Genomic DNA, 19,861 nt, shown 5'->3' with positions numbered 1-19,861 from the left:
AGCGATTTGCCTAAACAACCATGATTATCCTTGTGCTCAGGCCAAGCATGACTTAGCCATAGCCGATGAGTAAATTGCCGCTCACCTCTGTGCGTGCTTTTGAAGCTTCGGCCCGCCACGCGAGCTTCGTGAAGGCTGCTGTAGAGCTGAACCTCACCGCGGCCGGCGTCAGCCAGCATGTTCGGGCACTGGAAGACTGGATGGGCATACCATTGTTCATCCGCCATCACCGCGGCGTGGCACTGACCGCCGCCGGGCGGGAGCTTGGCGAAGCCGTCCGTCACGGGCTGATGCATATGGAAACGGCGGCCCAGCAACTGAAACACGCCGAACAAGTTCGCCCTGTCAGCGTAGCCTGCATCCCCTCGGTTGCCACACGCTGGCTCATTCCCCGGCTGCCGCTGTTCAGGACCGCACACCCCCAAATCCGCATCAACATCGTCTATGCGCTCGACGCCAGGACCCCGGAGGCCGCTGGCGCCGATATCCTCATCCGACACGGCGTGAAACCGGCCGTGCCGGCGATCGAACTCATGGACGCCTGGACAAGGCCGACTTGTTCACCGGAGTTTCTGGAAACACACGGCCCTTTCGACCGGCCGGAGGCGCTGATACACACCGAGCTGCTGCATGACGAGACCGTCGACGCATGGGACCGCTGGTTCTCGGAGGCCGGTATACGTGCTGTGCCGAAAGCCGGGCATGTCTTTGCGGATTTCACGCTGATGTTCGGGTCGGTCATCGGCGGGCAGGGTGTCGGCCTCTGCCCGACCACGCTCATTCGCGACGAGATCGCTTCTGGCGCACTGGTGACATTGTTCGAAACTGCGTCGGACCGGCAAAAGGCCTATTGGCTTCTGGAGGCGCAAGGACTTTCGGACGAAGCAAGGACGCTGCGGGACTGGCTGCTGGCAAATCGGGATTAAGTGTCGAAGTCTCCCCGAGGCGTCAATGCGCCTTGAGGCGAGGCACGATAAAATGCTCTTCTGTGCTGATCCGCCACGTATTCCGGCCTGCACCTTTCGCATGATACAGGGCACGATCGGCCGCCTGCACCAGCGCTTCGCTATCAATACCGGCAGCGGCCGTAGCGATGCCGATACTCACGCCGATGCTGATCGGCAGTCCCTTGACGACGAACGGCATCTTCAGTGCCGCAATACAACGATCCGCGAGATCCGCCTCATTTCCGTTGCCTGCCCTTTGAAGGATAGCGAACTCGTCGCCGCCGAGACGTGCAACGAGATGATCGCCCGCCTCCGCCTGCAGGCGATGTCCCACCATCTTCAGGACTTCGTCGCCGGTGGCATGGCCGAATGTATCGTTGACCGGCTTGAACCCGTCCAGATCGAGACAGTGGACGACGGGCCGCGCACCCCTTTTCAGTTCCTCATCGAGCGACTTGTAGAACTGCATGCGGTTCGGCAATCCGGTCAGCACATCGTGATGTGCGAGCCGCGTCGCCTCCGTCTCGGCGATGACGCGATCGCTGACATCGGCGACCGTCAGAAGCAGGCGACGTTCTGAACCTTCATGCAGCAGTCGGACGTAGATCATCACATGACGCTCCCGACCGTCCTCCATTCTCTGCCGCCAGACGGTACGCGCCTCGCAATCCCCCTCCAGCCGCAACACCCTTGCGGCAAACTCCTTCGACTGATCGGGGGCGTGCATATCGCATGCCCGCATCGTCAGCATCTTCGATAGATCGAACCCGTAGAATTGCAGGGCGGCAAGGTTGGCTTCGAGAATCTGCAGGCTGTTGCCGTCGCAAAGGATCATCGGCATCGGGTTAGCCTGGAAAAGCTGACTGAGCCATTCCTCACGCTGCTTCAAGTCGGTGATGTCGATACGGATGCCGATCGCGCCACCATCCGGCGTCCGCCGGTCGTCATAACGCAGCCAGCGCTCGTCCTTCAGCCGCTGTTCCTCCTGGGAAATCGGCCGGTGGAACTTTTCCATGCGGGCGCGAAGCCAAGCCTCGTGATCGGGCACGACCTCCTGGATAGAACCGCTGGCAAGACTGATCCTCAGAATATCCTCGAAAGGTATGCCCGGCCTTAGGTGGGGGGCGATCTCGGAATAGAGAGACGCATATTTCTCGTTCCAGAGAACGTAACGATCCTGCGCGTCGAAAACACAGACGGCCTGCGGCAACATCTCGATCACGTATCGGAGGCGGAGATTGGCTTCGCGGGCGGCAATGCCGAAAGCGGAGTTTCTTTCGCTCGTATCGATCCAAACGGCCTTCAGCTCTCTGCCGGCCAAGGGATAGGGTGAGGTGGCGATCTCGCAGCTGCGGTTCTGTCCCGAAGGTCTTTCGATCACCAGGCGGGCCTTGCTGCCCTCCTCCGCAAACCATCCGGGCAATAGATCGGAAACCGGCGTGCCGGCGGAAATCTCGCCTCTTTCGAAGAGATCACATGCATTCCGGTTGGCAAAGACGACCATGCCGGCCGCGTCGAGTATCAACGCGGCAAGCGGACATGCCTCCAGCACCAGAATGACTTCCGCACTCAGCATCGCGCCCTCAAGCTCTGCCAGTCGTTGTCCAAATAGCTCCAAGTGCGCGAGAATAAGCGAAGAGAGTAAAAGAAATAGCTAAAGCGGCAAATTTATTGTCGGACAGTAGGATCATCCGTCATGGAAAAGATCCCGGATATGATGCGGCCGACACATCATGCCCTTATGAACAACGTACCAACCAGTCCGAAAACAACGATCGACTGCATAATAAACATCGGCCAATCCTGTGCCATGGCTTCCTCCCGATTTTTGAGGCAATGCCGCGGCACATCGGGTTGTTCCAGCCTGCTATAAAGTTGATCGCAGCAGGTAGATGACCTCTCAGTTTTCCATGATCTCTTCCGCCACAAGGCTGATGACAATCTGGTCTGATCCGTTCGGGTAGCGCGGCATCGAAATGGTAAGCGCAACCTCCCGTCCGTCGATTGTGGTGGAAAACCGCTTGTAGGTCGTGTCCTGTCCCTGCTCCTCACCGATCGATTTGGCTGTGACAGTCGAGACAATCGCCTTTTCGACGGCTTTGCCATCGACGCCCGAAATCGCAACTGTGCACCCTTCGACAGGTTTTTCGGCAACTTTTGCCCTGAACCCGACTAAAGCCTCGAAATGGCTCTCCTCACCGTCGCCGATCAGCCAGCCCTGGATTTCGATCGGGTCGGAGATCGGCGTGAAGCTCATAGCCATGTCAGCCGCAAGTGGCGTCCATCCGCTGCCTTTCGCCGCGTCCACGGTTTTGTTGAAATGCGGCCCGTTGGAAAGGCAGAATTCCTTGAACGTATCGGACAGGGGCGGCGCATCTTCGGCCACCGCGGTCAGAGGGCATGCAAGCAGAAATACGGTTAGAAAGATCGGCTTCATCGTTATTCCGTAATCAAGACAGGTTGGCAGCCACCGGGCAAGTGTTGCAGTGAGCGCAGCTACTGGCGTCATATGCGGTAATCCTATGGCAGTTTTTTCAAAACTTGGAATCTTTTGAAACATCGCGGTCCCTCCGTCTTTCCCCCGCACCGTCTTGCGCTATCTTGTTCTCAGAGATTTCAATCGGAAGACCGGCCATTTCTGCAGACAATTCCAAGCGAGCGGATGACAACGCTTCGGCTGGCCCAGACCAGCCGACGAATGCCGGTGATCGACCGAATTCCACGTCTGACGTGAATGCCGGCGCCGACGGCAGCGAAGCCGAAAAGCACTCCTTTTCCCAAACCAGAACTGCCGCGGCCGGATTGCTGGTGGCGCTCGGCAAAGATTACCGCGCGGCCTGGCAACGTCTCGTCGCCTGGAGCGAAACAGCTGCGGCGACCGCCAAGGCTCGATTTCGCCGGAACAACGCCACAGATGATCGCTCCCCTGGAGAAATGACAGCGGAACCCCGGCCCGCTACCGCTACCTCCAGGTATTCGGCCATGGCCGGCTCGGTCCTTGGGCGATTGCGGCGGGTCAGACCTCCTCGGCTACGTTCGTGGCGCGGCGCGCTGGCCGCAAGCATGCTCGCGGGTGCGCTCATCGTCGTGGGCGTTTTAATCTGGGCTTTGAAGGATGTTCCATGGCGCGATATCGCCGCCGGTTCTTTGAAGCCCATCATCGTGCTGGAAACGGCAAATGGCGCTCCACTGGTTCGCCAGGGTCCCTATCAGGGATCTTACGCCACTTACGACCAGTTTCCGCAAACCCTGATCGATGCCGTCCTGTCGATTGAGGACCGGCGGTTCATGGAGCATCACGGCATCGATATTCAGGGTATCGGCCGTGCGCTGCTGCGCAATATCCAGGCCGGTTCGGTCGTCCAGGGCGGCAGCACCATCACCCAACAGCTTATCAAGCTGCAATATCTCGACAGCGACCGGACGCTGAAGCGCAAAATCCAGGAATTCGTGATTGCATTCTGGCTGGAATGGAAGCTCGGCAAACAGGAAATTCTGGCGCGTTATCTCAACAGCGCGTATCTCGGCGCCGGAGCGACCGGCATGCCCGCCGCAGCACGTATCTATTTCAACAAGGATATCGGCGCGCTCAACCTGCCGGAATCTGCGCTGCTGGCCGGCCTTCTGCGAGCGCCGAGCGCCTGGAACCCGATCGACAATTTCGAAGGCGCGCGGCAGCGCACCTCTGTCGTCCTCGACACGATGGTGGCGAACGACAAGGTCACCAAGGAAGAAGCCGAAAACGCCAAGGCGGGCTTCGCAAAGGTTCACCCCACGAGGCCGACGCCACGCTCCGGAAGCTGGTTCGCGGATTGGGTTTCACCGCAGGCGAGCGAGATTGCCGGGGCTTCGCCGGGCTCCACGACCGTCCGCACCACGCTTGTGCCTCGCCTGCAGCAGATTGCCGAGCGAGTGGTGAAGAATGTGCTCGACGGCGAAGGAAAGTCGGTTGGCGCGTCGCAGGCAGCACTGGTCGCCATGACACCGGATGGCGCCGTCGTCGCCATGGTTGGCGGTCGCGATTATCGCCAGAGCCAGTTCAACCGAGCCGTCACCGCGATGCGCCAGCCAGGCTCGACCTTTAAACTTTTCGTCTATTACGCAGCGCTCAAGGCCGGCCTGACGCTCTCCGACCGCATCCTCGATGCGCCGATCGAGATCGATGGCTGGTCACCGGAAAATTCCGGCGGAGGTTATCGCGGCTGGGTAACCCTTGCCGAAGCGTTTGCCCGATCGCTCAACGCAGCCACGGTTTCCCTGGCTCAGGAAGTCGGCATCGACAACGTGATCGCCGCAGCCAGAGAGCTCGGCATCAATGCGCCTCTGGCCAGCACGCCCTCGGTCGCGTTGGGAAGCTCGGAGGTCAATCTGCTCGACCTGACTTCGGCCTATGCCTCCGTCCATGCCGGCAAGGCACCGATCGAACCCTGGGGCATTATCGACTTTCACGCAGCCGACCAACCGAAAGCCTTTCGTGTCGGGTCTCAATCGCAGCCGAATGTCGACCTCTCCCAATATCAGTCCGATCTTCTCGGCCTCCTGCAGCTTGTCGTCGAACGCGGCACCGGTCGCGAGGCCGATCCCGGCGCGTTTGCAGCGGGCAAGACCGGCACCAGCCAGAATAATCGCGATGCCTGGTTCGTCGGCTTTACGGAACCGCTCGTCGCCGGCGTATGGGTTGGAAACGACGACGATACGCCGATGAAGGGCGTGACCGGTGGAGAACTGCCGGCACATATCTGGCGGCAGTTCATGCGCGAAGCGATGGCCGAGCCGACGCCGGATACCGCCCCCTCTTCCACCGGCGCAATTGCCGGCGGGGAAGGTGCGCCGCTTTCCTGCAACATCACCGCCTGCTCGCGCGCCTACCGCTCCTTCCGCCCTTCGGACTGCACATATCAGCCCTATGGCGGCGAGCGCCGTCTTTGCGAAAGATAGTCCCGCGTTAAGACGCAGACGCCGATTGCCCGCACTTTGGAACGATTTTTCGCCGCGCTTCGCATTATTAAACTATATAGTCTATAAACAAGATAGAAAATAACCCAACCTCTTGTCATCGCTTATCGCGCTCCACAACCTCTTACGGAGAAGCCCGAAGATGACATTGGCAAGGATATTACGGACTGCGCTTTTCGGCGCTCTGGCACTCAGCGCGGCAAGCGGCATGGCCAGCGCCCAATCGACAGCTCCCCTCGCTGCGAAGGTTCCCGCGGGAACGGTTCTGACGGTCGGGGACCCGACAACGCAGAAAGCTTTCGAACTCTCCGGGCTCGACAAGGAACTGACCTTCAAGGTCAACTGGGCCAATATCAGCGGCGGCCCGCAGACATCCGAAGCCTTCCGTGCCCGTGCCCTTGATGTCGGCTCGGTAGCGGAAATTCCGTCGATCTTCGCCAACTGGAACAACCTGCCGGTCCGCAACATCGCCTATCGCGAACGGCGCGACCCGATCGCCAATCCGATCTACCGCTTCGGCGTGGCACCGGGATCGAACGTCAAGTCGCTCGCAGATTTCCGCGGCAAGCGCATCGCCTTCAGCCCCGGCCAGGCTCAGGGGACGCTGGTGCTCAGGGCACTCCATGCGGTCGGACTGAGCAAGAAAGACGTGACGCTGGTCGAGCTTCCGAGCACCGGTGACGTCTATCCCAAGGCGCTTGCCAGCAAACAGGTCGATATCGCGCCGATCGGTGGCGTCAACATCCGTCGCTATGTCGCCCAATATGGCCCTGACGGCGCGACCCTTGTGGAACACGGCCTTCGGGACGATCCCAGCCATCTCTACGCACCGCAATGGGTACTGGATGATCCGGCGAAAGCTGCAGCGCTTGCCGAATATGTCCGGCTCTGGGCACGCGCGACCGAATGGGTCGACAACAATCCGGAGCTCTGGATCAAGGAATACTATATCGGCCAGCAGGGCCTGAGCCGCGAGGATGCAGAATACCTGATCAAGCTCACCGGCACCCAGGTCGTTCCGGACAGCTGGACCGAGGTGAAGAAGCGTCACCAGGAGACGATCGATCTTCTGGCCCAGGAGCTCGGCTACAAGACCTATAGCGTCGACAAGATTTTCGACGACCGCTTCGAAAAAGTCGCGGCCTCAGCGCTCGCCAAGAGCCAGTAAATCCTTATCCCATTCAGAGCAGGAGAATTGAACATGGCAACCGTTTGGGATGCAGCCGAGGTCAAGTCGACCGGGCGATCCAGCCGCCAGAGCGCGCATGTCGCCCTCCCCGCAACGAAAACCGGCGCGCCTCGCGTGCGCCGCAGATTGGGGCCGGGACCAGCCATTCCGTTCGGATTGCAGATCGGGCCGGCACTTCTGGTCCTGCTGTGGGTCGGCGGTTCGGCACTCGGATTGATCGATCCGCGCATCCTGTCCGCCCCCTGGACGGTCGTCGAAGCCTTCGGAAGACTGATCGAACAGGGCCGCCTGCAGGACAATTTCGTCACCTCGGCATCCCGCGCCCTGATCGGCCTGAGCATTGGCCTTGTCATCGGCACGCTGCTGGCCGTCATCGCAGGACTGTCCCGCATCGGCGAGGCGCTGATCGATGGGCCGATCCAGATCAAGCGCGCCATTCCGACGCTCGCTTTGATCCCGCTGCTGATCCTCTGGTTCGGCATCGGAGAAGGCATGAAGGTCACGACCATCGTGCTCGCGGTGATCATCCCGATCTATATCCACACCCATAATGCGCTGCGCAGCATCGACAGCCGTTATGTAGAACTCGCCGAAACACTGCGCATGAGCCAGAAAGATTTCATCTTGCAGGTCGTGCTGCCCGGCGCCCTGCCCGGCTTCCTTCTTGGCCTGCGCTTTGCCGTGACGCTGTGCTGGGTCTCGCTGGTGGTCGTCGAGCAGATCAACGCCACGAGCGGCCTCGGCTACATGATCGATCTCGCCCGCACCTACGGACAAACGGACGTCATTCTCGTCGGCCTCGTTGTCTACGTCCTGCTTGGTCTCGTCTCGGACGGTCTCGTCCGTCTTCTCGAACGGAGGGTCCTCACATGGCGCCGCACGCTAGCCAACTGAACGCCGTTCACGTCCGCAATCTCGTCCGCGGTTTCAAATCGAAGACGATCCTCGACGGCGTCGATCTCGATATCGCAGAAGGCGAATTCGTAGCTCTCCTCGGCAAGAGTGGGTCGGGCAAAAGCACCTTCCTGCGCGCACTGGCCGGCCTTGACCACGATGTTGAAGGAACCGGTACGCTTGAGACACCGGAAAACCTCTCCGTTGTGTTTCAGGATGCACGGCTCTTGCCCTGGCGCACAGTCATCCAGAACGTCACGCTCGGCCTGCCCGGTGCCAACGGTCAGGATGCCGGCCGGAAAGCGCTTGCCGAAGTCGGGCTCGCCGGCCGCGAGACGGCATGGCCGAACCAGCTTTCCGGCGGTGAACAACAGCGCGTGGCGCTTGCCCGTTCGCTGGTGCGTGAACCGGCTCTGCTTCTCGCCGACGAGCCCTTCGGCGCTCTCGACGCCCTGACGCGGATCAAGATGCATGCACTGCTGAGAGAACTCTGCGCCCGGCACCGGCCGGCGGTCCTGCTCGTCACGCATGACGTCGATGAGGCGATCTCGCTCGCCGACCGCATTCTGGTTCTCGACGAAGGCCGCTTCGTGGAAGATCTCCGCATCGACATGCCCGAGCCGCGCGATCACGGCGACCCGCGTTTTGCGGAATTCCGCAGCCATCTGTTGCGCAGCCTCGGCGTCAATCTGCCCGGCCGCAAAGCTGCCTGACACTCCGTCGGCGCTTTCCGGCGCCGGCGGACCATGGCCCCACCTTCAATCGGATCAAAACCCATGAGCACTCAAAAGAGACAGATGCGGCTCGGCGCGTTCATCATGGCGACCGGCCACCACGTGGCCGCCTGGCGCCATCCCGATTCACAAGCCGATGCCGGCCTCAATATCGATCACTACCGCGAACTCGCCCAGACGGCCGAGCGCGGCAAGTTCGATCTCGTCTTCGTCGCCGACAGTCCCGCCGGCTGGGAACGGGCCAAGGATCCGGAAGCGTTGCGGCGCAGCTCGCAAGGTGCCCATTTCGAGCCTGTGACGCTTTGGGCGGCACTGTCGCAGACGACCAGCCATATCGGCTTCGTCGCGACCGCGTCGACCACATACGAAGACCCGTATCTGCTCGCCCGCAAATTCGCCTCGCTGGATTACATCTCCAAGGGCCGTGCCGCCTGGAACGTGGTGACGACCGGTGCGGACGTCTCGAAGAACTTCTCCATTCCCGGCCATCCAGCCCATTCGGACCGTTATGTCCGGGCGGAAGAATTCGTCGACCTCGTCAAGGGCCTGTGGGACAGCTACGAGGACGATGCCTTCATCCATGACAAGGAGAGCGGCGTCTATCTCGACCTGGATAAGGTCCATCAGGTCGATCACAAGGGTCAGTTCTTCTCCGTCAGCGGTCCGCTGAATGTCGGTCGGCCGGTGCAGGGTTATCCGGTCATCGTGCAGGCTGGTGCCTCTGAGCCGGGCCGCGAGCTTGCCGCCCGCACGGCGGAGATGATCTTTACCGCCAACCAGACACTCGAGGATGCGCAGGAATTCTATTCCGACGTCAAGGGCAGGCTCGCCCGCTACGGCCGCACCCCGGACGAACTGCTGATCAGCCCCGGCATCTTCCCCGTCCTTGGCGGCACCGAGAAGGAGGCTCAGGAGAACTACGACTACATCCAGTCGCTCGTTCATCCGTCCATCGCCTGGAACATCCTGTCTCGCCACTACAAGGGCGTCGATCTTTCCGGCTATTCGCTGGACGATCTGGCCCCGCCGCTGCCGCAGGATACCGAACTCAACAAGAGCCGCCTGAAGCTCGTCACCGATCTCGTGTCGCGCAACAACCTGACGCTCCGGCAGTTCTATCTGGCGGTTGCGGGCGCCCGAGGCCACCGCACGGTCGTCGGCACACCGGAGCAGATCGCCGACGCCATGCAGGAATGGTTCGACAACGGCGCCGCCGATGCCTTCAACATCATGCCGCCGATCCTGCCGACAGGCCTTACCGATTTCGTCGATCAGGTCGTGCCGATCCTGCGCAAGCGTGGTCTGTTCCGCGAGGAATACGAAGGCACGACGCTGCGGGAAAATCTCGGACTCAAGCGCCCGCTCAACGGCTTCGTATTGCGAGCGCTCCAACAACAGGAAGCACGCGCCGCCAGCTGATTCCGGCGACGGTCCCGCATTCCGATTTCACAATCCGAACATCAGACATCAGGTCCCCGACCATGAGCAAGAATACCGAATTTCTCTGGTACATTCCGAACCACGCCGAAGCTGGCCATCGCGGCGACAATGTCGTCGATAGCCATAACAGCCTGGACACGCTGACCAGCCACGCCACGGCGCTCGAAAAGCACGGTTGGGATGGCGCCCTGCTCGGCACCGGCTGGGGACGTCCCGATACGTTCACGGTCGCGGCCGCACTGACTGCCCGCACCACGACATTCGAGCCGCTGATCGCCATTCGACCCGGCTACTGGCGGCCTGCCAACTTCGCTTCGGCAGCTGCCACGCTCGACCATCTTAGCGAAGGTCGTGTGCGGATCAATATCGTCTCGGGACAGGACAACCTCGCCGCCTATGGCGACGAGGAAGGTGACCAGGCGCATCGTTATGGCCGCACCAAGGAGTTCATGCGGCTTGTCCGCAGGCTCTGGACAGAGGAAAACGTCACCTTTGAGGGCGAGCATTTCAAAGTCCGGGGCTCCACCGTCGTGCCGCGGCTGAAAGCTCGCGGCGAGCGGTTGCACCCGCGCTTCTATTTCGGCGGCGCGTCGGAGGCCGCTGAGCGCGTTTCGGCGACCGAAGCCGACGTGCAGCTCTTCTGGGGCGAGCCGCTCGATGGCGTCCGGGAGCGGATCGAACGATTGAACGCGCTGAGCACCACGCTGGACCGCGACTTGCCACCGCTGGAATTCGGCCTGCGCATCACGACGCTCGTCCGCGACACGACCGAAGAAGCCTGGGCCGATGCAGAGGCTAAGGTTGCGGAAATGGCGAAAAGCACGGGCAAGGGCTGGGACGATCACAAGCGGCCGGTTGCGGTCGGCCAGCGAAGGCTGCTCGATCTTGCCGAGCGCGGCGACGTTCTCGACGACAATCTCTATACCGCCCCGGGCAAATTCGGCGGCGGTGGCGCCGGTACGACTTGGCTCGTGGGTTCGGCGGATGATGTTGCCCGGTCGCTCAAGAAATACCAGGACCTCGGCATCACCCATTTCGTACTGTCCGATACGCCCTATCTCTCCGAGATCAAACGGCAGGGAGATCAGCTCCTTCCGCTACTGCGCCCGCAGGCGATCCGCAGCGAAAGGCTCGCCAGGAGCGCCTAACTCTACGCTCCGATGGATGCAGGGCGAGGCCTGCATCCATCGGGCTATCTCAGCGCAGGGTTTTACCGAACCGTTCCATGCTTGCCGCAAGCGGCGTCGTGCTGGCGCCCGGCTGCTGCGGCCGGTTGAAAATACCGTCGACGACATTGGCCGGCTCTTCGAAATGGTCCTTGATCCACGGAATATACTCGAGGATCGCCGAGGCCGGATGCCAGTAGCTCATATGCACATGCACCTGGCTCATCTCGCCGGCATGCGGCACGACCGGCAGGCGGTGGGCCAGCGCCAGATCAGCGACCTGGATATATTCCGTCACCCCGCCAAGCCGCGTCACATCAGGCTGGACATAGGCCACCGCGCCCGCATCCAGGAAGGCGCGGAAGGCATCGACCGTATAGAGCTGTTCGCCGAGCGCAATCGGGATCGACGTGTTGCGGGCAAGCTTGGCGTGGCTCGTCACGTCGTCGTACCACATCGGCTCCTCGAACCAGTAGATATCGAGATCGCGGGCAAGCGCGCAAAAACGCTGGCAGGTGGGCAGGTCCCATTTGCCGTTGCCGTCGATGGCGATGCGGATTTTCGAGCCGACACGCTTGCGCAATGCCGCCAGCCGCTCGACATCGATATTCGGATCGTCATGACCGACCTTGATCTTTAGGCGGGTGAACCCGTCTTCCTCTACCGCCTTCATTGACCCCTTCAACAGGGCGTCCAGGCCGAAGGAGAGCCAGCCGATATCGGTATTATAGGCTTCCAGCGCATTCGTGCGGGCGCCACCGAGATGAGCCCAAAGCGGCACGCCGGCTCTTTTCGCCGCAAGGTCCCAAAGCGCCACATCCACCGCCGCCAGCGCCAGATGCGTGATACCGGCGCGACCGACCCATTGCAGCGACGGATATCGAGCAAGTTTGGTCCAAAGACGCTGATGGTCTGATGCGTCTTCGCCAATCAGCAAGGGTGCATAACAATCGCTGATGCAGGAGGTGATCAGCCGATCGGACGGCAGATGCGCATGCGTGCCAGTGAAACCATAGCCCTCCAGCCCATCGGTGGTGACGATCTTCGCGCCAACTACGCCCCAGTGGGTGATGCTGTGAGTGGAGTCGGAAATCGAATCCGACGTGAGCGGCAGATGCAGGATGAACGGGTGGACGGAAGCGATTTTCATGGCGGAACTGGACCTCCCAAGGACGCATCGAAATTGGCGCCGGCCGCCCCTCCGACGTCCAGCCTTCTTCGATGTAGCGCGAAAATCCTCCGCATAAAATAAAAAATTTTTTATTTTCTTATTGCGTCACTGTGCGATGCGGGACAATGGTTGCTCATGACCCTGATCAAAACGACATTGGCGGAACAAGCTTATCAGGAACTGCGATCACGGATTGTCACCGGCCGGCTGCCGGGCGGTACGCGTCTGCTGCCCAACGAGCTTGCGGCCGATCTCGGCATCAGCCCGACCCCGGTCAAGGACGCGTGCCTGCGGCTGGAAGCGGATGGGCTACTGGTGACATCGGCACGCCGCGGCATGGTCGTAAGGAGCTTCAACGAAGACGATGTCGAGGAGCTTTATGCGGCCCGCATGCTGATCGAGAAAGGTGCCGTCGAGGCGGCTTTCGAAGCGGGAAAGCTGGATGCCGAATTGCAGGTGCGTCTGAAAGACAGTCTGGAAAATCACCGTCGTTATGCGGACGGTACGTCGCTCGATGACCTTGCGCAGGCGCTCGTCCACGACCGCGCCTTTCACAGCACGCTGGTAGCCGCAGCGGGAATTCGAACGATTGCCGAGGTTCATGCGCGCATCGTCAGCCAGACGCATACGCTTTTTGTTTCGATACCCGGCGAATACGGCCGCTCGGTCGCCGAGCATCAGGACATTCTCGACGCGATCATCGCCGGCGAAAAAGCCCGGATCGTCGAAGCCTTGCTGAAACATCTCGAACAGAGCCGCCGCAATACGCTCCGCCAAGTGAAGCAGCTTGCCCAAACCGCCACCGAACCGGGCGATCGTCGGGGTTCGATCAAGCCATAGCATCGTCCTGATAGGAACATCGCCGCACCAAGACCGATAGGCCCGGATTTTCTCCGGGCCGCCTCACCTGTCAGATCACGACCGGGCGAACGGAAGACCGCCCTGCACTGGAGCGCCGACAGGTACCCGGCCCTCGACAGGATGGCCCGGGTCGGTAAAGCCGGGGGTGGAGGGGTGACCGGCGGAGACAAGCCGGTTGATCAGCGCCTCGTCTTCGGCATCGAGCTTCACATCAAGCGCACCAAGATAGCTGTTCCACTGCTCTTCGGTCCGCGGACCGGCGATTGCCGAGGTGATCAACTGATTGTTGAGCACCCAGGCCATCGCGAAATCCGCAGGCGAGATGCCCTTGGCGCGAGCGTGCTCGGCGATCTGCTTGGCAATCGCAATCGATTCCTCGCGGAATTCCACGTCATGGATGCGCTTGTCGCCACGCCCTGCGCGGGTATCGGCAGCCGGCGCCTCGCCGATATTGTATTTGCCGGTCAGCACGCCGCGCGCCAGCGGGCTGTAGGACACTACACCGAGACCATAGGCAGCTGCCGCCGGCAGCTGTTCGGCTTCGGCGGTGCGGTTGACGATATTGTAAAGCGGCTGGCTGGCGACTGGCCGGTCGATGCCAAGCTGGTCGGCGAGATGCGAGACCTCCGCGATCCGCCAGCCGCGGAAATTGGAAACGCCGAAATAGCGAAGCTTGCCGGCCTTGATCAGATCGGCAATGGCGCGCAGCGGCTCCTCCAGCGGAGCATCGAAAACGGCCTTATGGAGATAAAGGATATCGATGTAATCCGTGCCCAGATTACGCAGCGAATTCTCGACCGTCTGATAGACCCACTTGCGGGAATAACCGCCAAGATTGGGGCCGCCCTTGTGGAAATTGACGAACTTCGTCGCCACGACCCAATCATCGCGATCGGCCTTGATGCCGCGGCCGACCACTCTTTCCGATTCGCCACCGTTGTAGACATCGGCCGTGTCGATGAAATTGATCCCCTGCTCGCGTGCCTTGTCGATGATGCGGAAGGCCACGTCGTCCGGCGTCTGCTCGCCGAACATCATGGCGCCCAACGTGATCGGCGATACTTTGAGCGCACTGCGCCCCAGATAGCGGTACTCAACCATTCGATTTCTCCATGACCTGCAGGGTGGACGGCCGCGAGTTGCGGCCTCGGAATTGGGAACGCGGATCAGGCGAGACGGCGAAGCTTATAGGCCGCTCATCACGTCCAAACCGGCTGCAGGAATAGATCAGCACCGAACCGCCTTGAAAAGACAGACCAGACCCGCCTGCCACTTCATTGCGAAAAACCTTTCCACCGATCGACGCCACTGCCGCAGGGTAACGTCGCACAAGCCGAGCGGCCGCCTTACCAGGAGCCGCTGAGCGGGTTGCCGGTCAGCGGAATGCTTTTAAGCTCTCCACCTCGGCCCTGAGCGGATAGCGAGGCGGGCATCTGTTTCGGCGATTTGCGAAACCACTGGGCCGCAACCGTCGCCAGATCGCCAATCATCGCCTGTTTGTGCCAGTCGGCAAAACGGCGGGCGGTCGCTTCCGGTTCGGACTGATAGAAGAAGTCCCCGGAACCGTTGAGATCATTGATAGAGGGTGCCATCGACGAAAGCGGCCGCTGGAACATCTTCGACGGCAGGGAAAGCTCCTTTGCGCTTTCCGAAAAAGCCGGCGCCATAAAATCGATCGCCCAACCGTTTGCCTCGACCCAGCAATGGAAGTTCTCGCCGGCGCCGGTCACGTAGCCGTCCTCGCGATGGTCGGCAAACAGCATCACCTTGCCACCGAGATTATAAGCCGCCAGGCCACCTTTGGGTATCGCATCGAGCTTGTAGTGCTGCTTGAGGATGAAGGCCCCGAACGTGCTGAAATACATCGAGGCGGTTGCGGGATTTGCGTTCTCGTTGACCAGCAGGCTGTGGATGACCCGGTAGATACGATGATAGTCGGTCTGCTTGATCAACATGGTTCTGCCTCAATCTCAAAGATTCTGGTCACCACTAGGCCAGGCCTTAAGCGATGTAAACGAGAAGCGTGCGGTTTGCCCATGCTGTGACGTGCAGGCCGCTTGAGGCCAAAATCCTTACTCTCACCCACATGAAAGTTTTGCGACCTTCTCGTTGACAAGCGATTTCCGCCGGTATTTTATTGATCAGATGTCAGACCAATTCCGAGCGCCATGAACAAGCCTTTGATCCCCTCCCTGCCGCCGATCGACCGGGCCCGCCAAGTCGGCGACGCGCTGGCCGATTATGTCGAGGATGCCGATCTGAAGGCCGGAGACCGGCTTCCGGCGGAGCGGGAATTGATGGCGGCGCTGGGTGTCGGGCGCTCCACCATCCGCGAGGCCATCAGCCAGTTCCAGGCGCTCGGCGTCGTCGAATCCCGCAAGGGAAGCGGAAACTACCTGCTGAAGCCGATTTCCCGGCGCACCATTCACATGCCGCTGTCGCTCGACACCGCAAACCTGCGCGATGCATTGTTGCAGACGCTGCAGGTGCGGCGCGGACTGGAATGTGAGGCCGGCATGGTCGCAGCCCAGATGCGGACAACCGAGGATCTGAAGATCATCGAAGCGCGTCTGGAAGAGATGGAACGCGTCCATCATGAAAAGGGCGCGTCAGGCCCCGAAGACCTGGCCTTCCATCTGGCCGTCTACGACGCGTCCCATAATCCGTTGTTCCGTCAGTTGCTCGAGCAGATGCGCGAGACCTTCGAGCGCTTCTGGAGCCATCCTTTCGAACGTTTCGATTTCGCCCGCCGATCCTTCCCCTACCACCGCACGCTGTTTAACGCGATTGCTGCGCAAGACCCGGAAGCGGCGCGAGGAGAGACACTGAAGATCCTCGAAATCGTCGAGGAAGATATCAAGGAAATGTCCAAATGACTGACGGCCTCGACCCGTTCGAACTCGCTTCGCTGATCACCGCTCATGACGACGGCAATTATGCCGAAGCGGTGGTGCCGCCGATCTTCCAGACGTCGCTTTTCACCTTCTCCGACTATGACGACATGATCTCGTCCTATCGCGGCGAGAAGGTGCGGCCAATCTATACGCGCGGCCTCAACCCGACGGTGCGGGCTTTCGAACAGATGCTAGCGAAACTCGAGGGCGCGGAAGATGCGCTCGGTTTTGCGAGCGGCATGTCGGCGATCTCGTCGGCCGTGCTGAGCTTCGTCGAACCGGGCGACCGGATCGTCGCGGTCAAACATGTCTATCCGGACGCGTTCCGGCTGTTCGGCACCATTCTCAAGCGGATGAAGGTCGAGGTGACCTATGTCGACGGCCGCGACGAGGAAGCGGTCGCCAAGGCGCTGCCGGGCGCCAAGGTCTTCTACATGGAAAGCCCGACGAGCTGGGTAATGGAGACCCACGATGTCGGGGCACTCGCGGCGCTCGCCAAAAAACACGGCGTCGTCTCGATGATCGACAATAGCTGGGCGAGCCCGTTCTTCCAGCGGCCGATCACGCTCGGCGTCGATCTCGTCATCCATTCGGCCTCGAAATATCTCGGCGGCCATAGCGATGTCGTCGCCGGCGTCGTTGCCGGCTCAAAGGACATGATCGCCCGGCTGAAGGCGGAAACCTATCCCTATCTCGGCGGCAAGCTGTCGCCCTTCGATGCCTGGCTGCTGATCCGCGGCCTCAGAACCCTGCCGATCCGCATGAAGGCGCATCAGGCCGCCGCACTCGATATCGCCCGCCGCTTGCAGGAACTCGATATCGTCGAGCAGGTCTGTCATCCGGGCCTGGCGAACCGGCTTCCGGCCGGCCTCAACGGCACATCGGGCCTGTTCTCGTTCATCTTCCGTGAGGGCGTCGATATCCGCGCCTTTGCCGATCATCTCAAACTGTTCAAGCTCGGCGTCAGCTGGGGCGGCCACGAAAGCCTGATCGTACCAGGCGAAGTGGTGCTGCAGCAGAAGGCCCAGCCGAATTCCGCGCATGCCTTTGGCATTCATGCGCGGTCAGTCCGCCTCCATGTCGGCCTCGAGGGAACCGAGGCTCTGTGGAGCGATCTTCAGGAGGCGATCGCCGTCGCCACTTAAAGCATCAACCAATAACAACTGGGAGAAGACAAATGAAAACACTGATTACGACTGCATTCCTCGCGATGCTGATGGCCGGCAGCGCGATGGCAGAAAACCTCAAGCTGGTCGAGGTGATCACCAGCCCGGAACGCACCGAGACGCTGAAGTCGATCGTCGGCAAGTTCGAGAAGGAAAATCCCGGCACCAAGGTCGAGATCATCTCGCTGCCTTGGAACGAAGCTTTCCAGAAATTCGCCACCATGGTGTCGGCCGGCGACAAGCCGGACGTGATGGAAATGCCGGATACCTGGCTGTCGCTTTATGCCAATAACGGCATGCTGGAGAGCCTGGAGCCCTATCTAGCCAAGTGGGAGCATACCAAGGAACTGACCCCGCGGGCGCTGGAACTCGGCCGCGACGTCAAGAAGACCGCCTATATGCTGCCTTACGGCTTCTATCTGCGCGCCATGTTCTACAACAAGAAGCTGCTCGAGCAGGCCGGCGTCAAGGAACCGCCGAAGAGCATGGCGGACTTCACCAAGGCTTCCGAAGCCGTTTCCAAGCTGCCGGGCAAATACGGTTACTGCATGCGCGGCGGCCCAGGCGGCCTGAATGGCTGGATGATCTTTGCCGCATCCATGGCCGGCGACAACAAATACTTCAAGGAAGACGGCACCTCGACCATGAACAGCGAAGGCTGGGCAAAGGGCATCGAGTGGATGGTCGATCTCTACAAGAAGGGTTATGCGCCGAAGGACAGCGTCAACTGGGGCTTCAACGAAGTCGTCGCCGGCTTCTATTCCGGCACCTGCGCCTTCCTCGACCAGGATCCGGATGCACTGATCGCCATTGCCGAGCGCATGAAGAAGGAAGATTTCGGTGTCATGCCGCTGCCGAAGGGCCCGGCCGGCAAGTCCTATCCGACCATCGGTTACGCCGGCTGGTCGATGTTCTCTTCCACCAAGAACAAGGACCTTTCCTGGAAGCTGATCGCCACGCTCGAAGGCAAGGAAGGCAATCTCGAGTGGAACAAGAAGATCGGCGCCCTGCCGGCCTATACATCCGCCGAGAAGGACCCCTTCTATGCCGGTGACCAGTTCAAGGGCTGGTTCGAGGAACTGGCCGACCCGAACACCGTGCCGACCGTGATGCCGACCTATCTCGAAGAGTTCGCGCTCTTCAAGGATTCGATCGCCATCAAGACCTCGCAGCAGGCGATGCTGGGCGACATTACGGCAAAGCAGCTTGCCGACCAATGGGCCGCTTATCTGACCAAGGCGCAACAGAAGTTCCTGGCCAAGAAGTAAGCGGGTAGGCTTCGAACCCGGAGCCCCCTCATCCGCCTGCCGGCACCTTCTCCCCGATGGAGAGAAGGGAATATGCGGCACCGCCGAAATTCTTCTCTGACGGAGGAGACACGGGTGGCGCGACGTCTCTATCCCTCCTCTCCTCTCGGGGAGAGAGGGTGGCCGAGCGGAGCGGAGGCCGGGTGAGAGGGCTGCAGGTATGCCGCCAGTTGAAAACACACGGAAAGCCGACCACCGATGACCATGACCGCCGATACGCTTGGCAGGCGTCACGACCGCAGGCCGTGGCTGACGCGTCTCGCTCACGCCTCCGAGCCTTATCTCTACAGCGCGCCATCGCTGATCCTGATTATCGTGGTCATGCTGGTGCCGCTGGTGATCGGCATTTCCTATGCCTTCCGGGATATCCAGCTGCTCAACCCTTTCTCGGGAGGCTTCATCGGACTAGAGCATTTTCGGACGCTCTCCGAAGATCCGGCTTTCTACGGAGCCTTGAGGAACACACTGTGGTGGACCGGCGCGTCCGTCGTGCTTCAGTTCTTCTTCGGGCTCGTTCTCGCCCTGCTTCTGGACAAGCCGTTCTGGGGCAGAGGCCTTGTCCAGGCGCTGGTCTTCCTGCCCTGGGCGGTGCCGTCCTTCCTTGCCGGCCTCAACTGGGCCTGGCTTTTCAATCCGGTGATCGGACCGATACCGCACTGGCTGTTCGGGCTTGGCCTGATGGACCAGCCGGGCAATATCCTCTCCGATCCGCACTACGCCATGTGGGGACCGATCATCGCCAATGTCTGGTGGGGCATTCCGTTCTTCGCCATCACCCTGCTTGCGGCGCTGCAGGCAATCCCGCGCGATCTTTACGAGGCCGCTTCGATCGACGGCGCCAACTGGTTCCAGCGCTTCCTGTCGATCACCCTGCCGTTTCTCGCCCCGACCATCGCCATTACCGTACTGCTCCGCACGGTCTGGATCTCCAACTTCGCCGATCTCATCGTCGTGATGACCGGCGGCGGCCCGGCAGACCGTACCCAGATCGTCGCGAGCTATATCTTTACCCAGGCCTTCAAGGCGCTCGATTTCGGCTACGCATCGGCCATTGCGCTGGTGCTGCTCGTCCTCCTGCTTGCCTATTCGATGCTGATCATCCTGCTGCGGCAGACATTGCTGAACAAGGATTGAGA

General features: G+C 60.8%; 17 protein-coding genes. 12 read left to right on the top strand and 5 right to left on the bottom strand.

What is annotated here, in order from left to right:
* Positions 1-65 precede the first annotated feature (65 nt).
* On the top strand, positions 66-926 hold the full coding sequence (locus KX729_RS12920) for a LysR substrate-binding domain-containing protein (RefSeq protein WP_219742870.1): 861 nt from the start codon (positions 66-68) through the stop codon (positions 924-926).
* Between the two features lie 22 nt (positions 927-948).
* Here KX729_RS12920 and KX729_RS12915 read toward each other — a convergent pair whose 3' ends face one another.
* Positions 949-2,523 (bottom strand): diguanylate cyclase domain-containing protein, encoded by a 1,575-nt coding sequence (locus tag KX729_RS12915; RefSeq protein ID WP_219742869.1) that lies wholly within the window; start codon positions 2,521-2,523, stop codon positions 949-951.
* A gap of 324 nt (positions 2,524-2,847) precedes the next feature.
* Entirely contained in the window at positions 2,848-3,507 is a 660-nt protein-coding gene (locus KX729_RS12910) for a hypothetical protein (RefSeq protein ID WP_219742868.1), read from the bottom strand.
* A gap of 503 nt (positions 3,508-4,010) precedes the next feature.
* Between KX729_RS12910 and KX729_RS12905 the strand changes: the two genes are divergently transcribed.
* From KX729_RS12905 to KX729_RS12880, 6 genes are all read left to right on the top strand, one after another.
* Complete coding sequence (locus tag KX729_RS12905; RefSeq protein ID WP_246617592.1) at positions 4,011-5,885, top strand: PBP1A family penicillin-binding protein; 1,875 nt, start codon at positions 4,011-4,013, stop codon at positions 5,883-5,885.
* 160 nt (positions 5,886-6,045) lie between these two features.
* On the top strand, positions 6,046-7,071 hold the full coding sequence (locus KX729_RS12900; RefSeq protein WP_219742867.1) for an ABC transporter substrate-binding protein: 1,026 nt from the start codon (positions 6,046-6,048) through the stop codon (positions 7,069-7,071).
* Between the two features lie 33 nt (positions 7,072-7,104).
* A complete protein-coding gene (locus KX729_RS12895) occupies positions 7,105-7,986 on the top strand; it encodes an ABC transporter permease (RefSeq protein ID WP_219742866.1) in 882 nt (293 codons plus the stop codon).
* Complete coding sequence (locus tag KX729_RS12890) at positions 7,962-8,699, top strand: ABC transporter ATP-binding protein (RefSeq protein ID WP_219742865.1); 738 nt, start codon at positions 7,962-7,964, stop codon at positions 8,697-8,699. The genes KX729_RS12895 and KX729_RS12890 overlap by 25 nt, the downstream gene beginning before the upstream one ends.
* Positions 8,700-8,762: 63 nt before the next feature.
* The gene (locus KX729_RS12885; protein WP_219742864.1) at positions 8,763-10,139 is read left to right on the top strand and encodes an LLM class flavin-dependent oxidoreductase; all 1,377 of its coding nucleotides are present in this window, start codon (positions 8,763-8,765) and stop codon (positions 10,137-10,139) included.
* A gap of 62 nt (positions 10,140-10,201) precedes the next feature.
* Entirely contained in the window at positions 10,202-11,308 is a 1,107-nt protein-coding gene (locus tag KX729_RS12880; protein WP_219742863.1) for an LLM class flavin-dependent oxidoreductase, read from the top strand.
* Positions 11,309-11,357: 49 nt separating this feature from the next.
* Here KX729_RS12880 and KX729_RS12875 read toward each other — a convergent pair whose 3' ends face one another.
* Positions 11,358-12,476, bottom strand: coding sequence for a mandelate racemase/muconate lactonizing enzyme family protein (locus KX729_RS12875; RefSeq protein ID WP_219742862.1), 1,119 nt, complete (start codon positions 12,474-12,476; stop codon positions 11,358-11,360).
* Between the two features lie 156 nt (positions 12,477-12,632).
* Between KX729_RS12875 and KX729_RS12870 the strand changes: the two genes are divergently transcribed.
* Positions 12,633-13,337, top strand: coding sequence for a GntR family transcriptional regulator (locus tag KX729_RS12870; RefSeq protein ID WP_219742861.1), 705 nt, complete (start codon positions 12,633-12,635; stop codon positions 13,335-13,337).
* 75 nt (positions 13,338-13,412) lie between these two features.
* Here the strand turns inward: KX729_RS12870 and KX729_RS12865 are convergent, their stop codons facing one another.
* Both KX729_RS12865 and KX729_RS12860 read right to left on the bottom strand, forming a co-directional pair.
* Positions 13,413-14,459 carry an aldo/keto reductase gene (locus tag KX729_RS12865; protein ID WP_219742860.1) on the bottom strand — a complete coding sequence of 349 codons (1,047 nt, stop codon included), beginning with the start codon at positions 14,457-14,459 and terminating at the stop codon, positions 13,413-13,415.
* 245 nt (positions 14,460-14,704) lie between these two features.
* The gene (locus tag KX729_RS12860) at positions 14,705-15,313 is read right to left on the bottom strand and encodes a DUF2026 family protein (protein ID WP_219742859.1); all 609 of its coding nucleotides are present in this window, start codon (positions 15,311-15,313) and stop codon (positions 14,705-14,707) included.
* Between the two features lie 213 nt (positions 15,314-15,526).
* Between KX729_RS12860 and KX729_RS12855 the strand changes: the two genes are divergently transcribed.
* The 4 genes from KX729_RS12855 to KX729_RS12840 all read left to right on the top strand — a co-directional run bounded on the left by KX729_RS12855 (position 15,527) and on the right by KX729_RS12840 (position 19,859).
* On the top strand, positions 15,527-16,234 hold the full coding sequence (locus KX729_RS12855) for a FadR/GntR family transcriptional regulator (RefSeq protein ID WP_219742858.1): 708 nt from the start codon (positions 15,527-15,529) through the stop codon (positions 16,232-16,234).
* On the top strand, positions 16,231-17,397 hold the full coding sequence (locus KX729_RS12850) for a PLP-dependent transferase (RefSeq protein WP_219742857.1): 1,167 nt from the start codon (positions 16,231-16,233) through the stop codon (positions 17,395-17,397). The genes KX729_RS12855 and KX729_RS12850 overlap by 4 nt, the downstream gene beginning before the upstream one ends.
* A gap of 32 nt (positions 17,398-17,429) precedes the next feature.
* Positions 17,430-18,686, top strand: a complete 1,257-nt coding sequence (locus tag KX729_RS12845) for an ABC transporter substrate-binding protein (RefSeq protein ID WP_219742856.1) — start codon at positions 17,430-17,432, stop codon at positions 18,684-18,686.
* A gap of 237 nt (positions 18,687-18,923) precedes the next feature.
* On the top strand, positions 18,924-19,859 hold the full coding sequence (locus tag KX729_RS12840; RefSeq protein WP_219742855.1) for a carbohydrate ABC transporter permease: 936 nt from the start codon (positions 18,924-18,926) through the stop codon (positions 19,857-19,859).
* The last annotated feature ends 2 nt before the right edge of the window (positions 19,860-19,861 follow it).

The sequence above is a fragment of the Neorhizobium populisoli genome, from assembly GCF_019430945.1.
Taxonomy (GTDB): Bacteria; Pseudomonadota; Alphaproteobacteria; order Rhizobiales; family Rhizobiaceae; genus Neorhizobium; species Neorhizobium populisoli.
The sequence above is the reverse complement of the archived record's forward strand: the minus strand, read 5'-3'. Positions and strand labels throughout refer to the sequence as shown.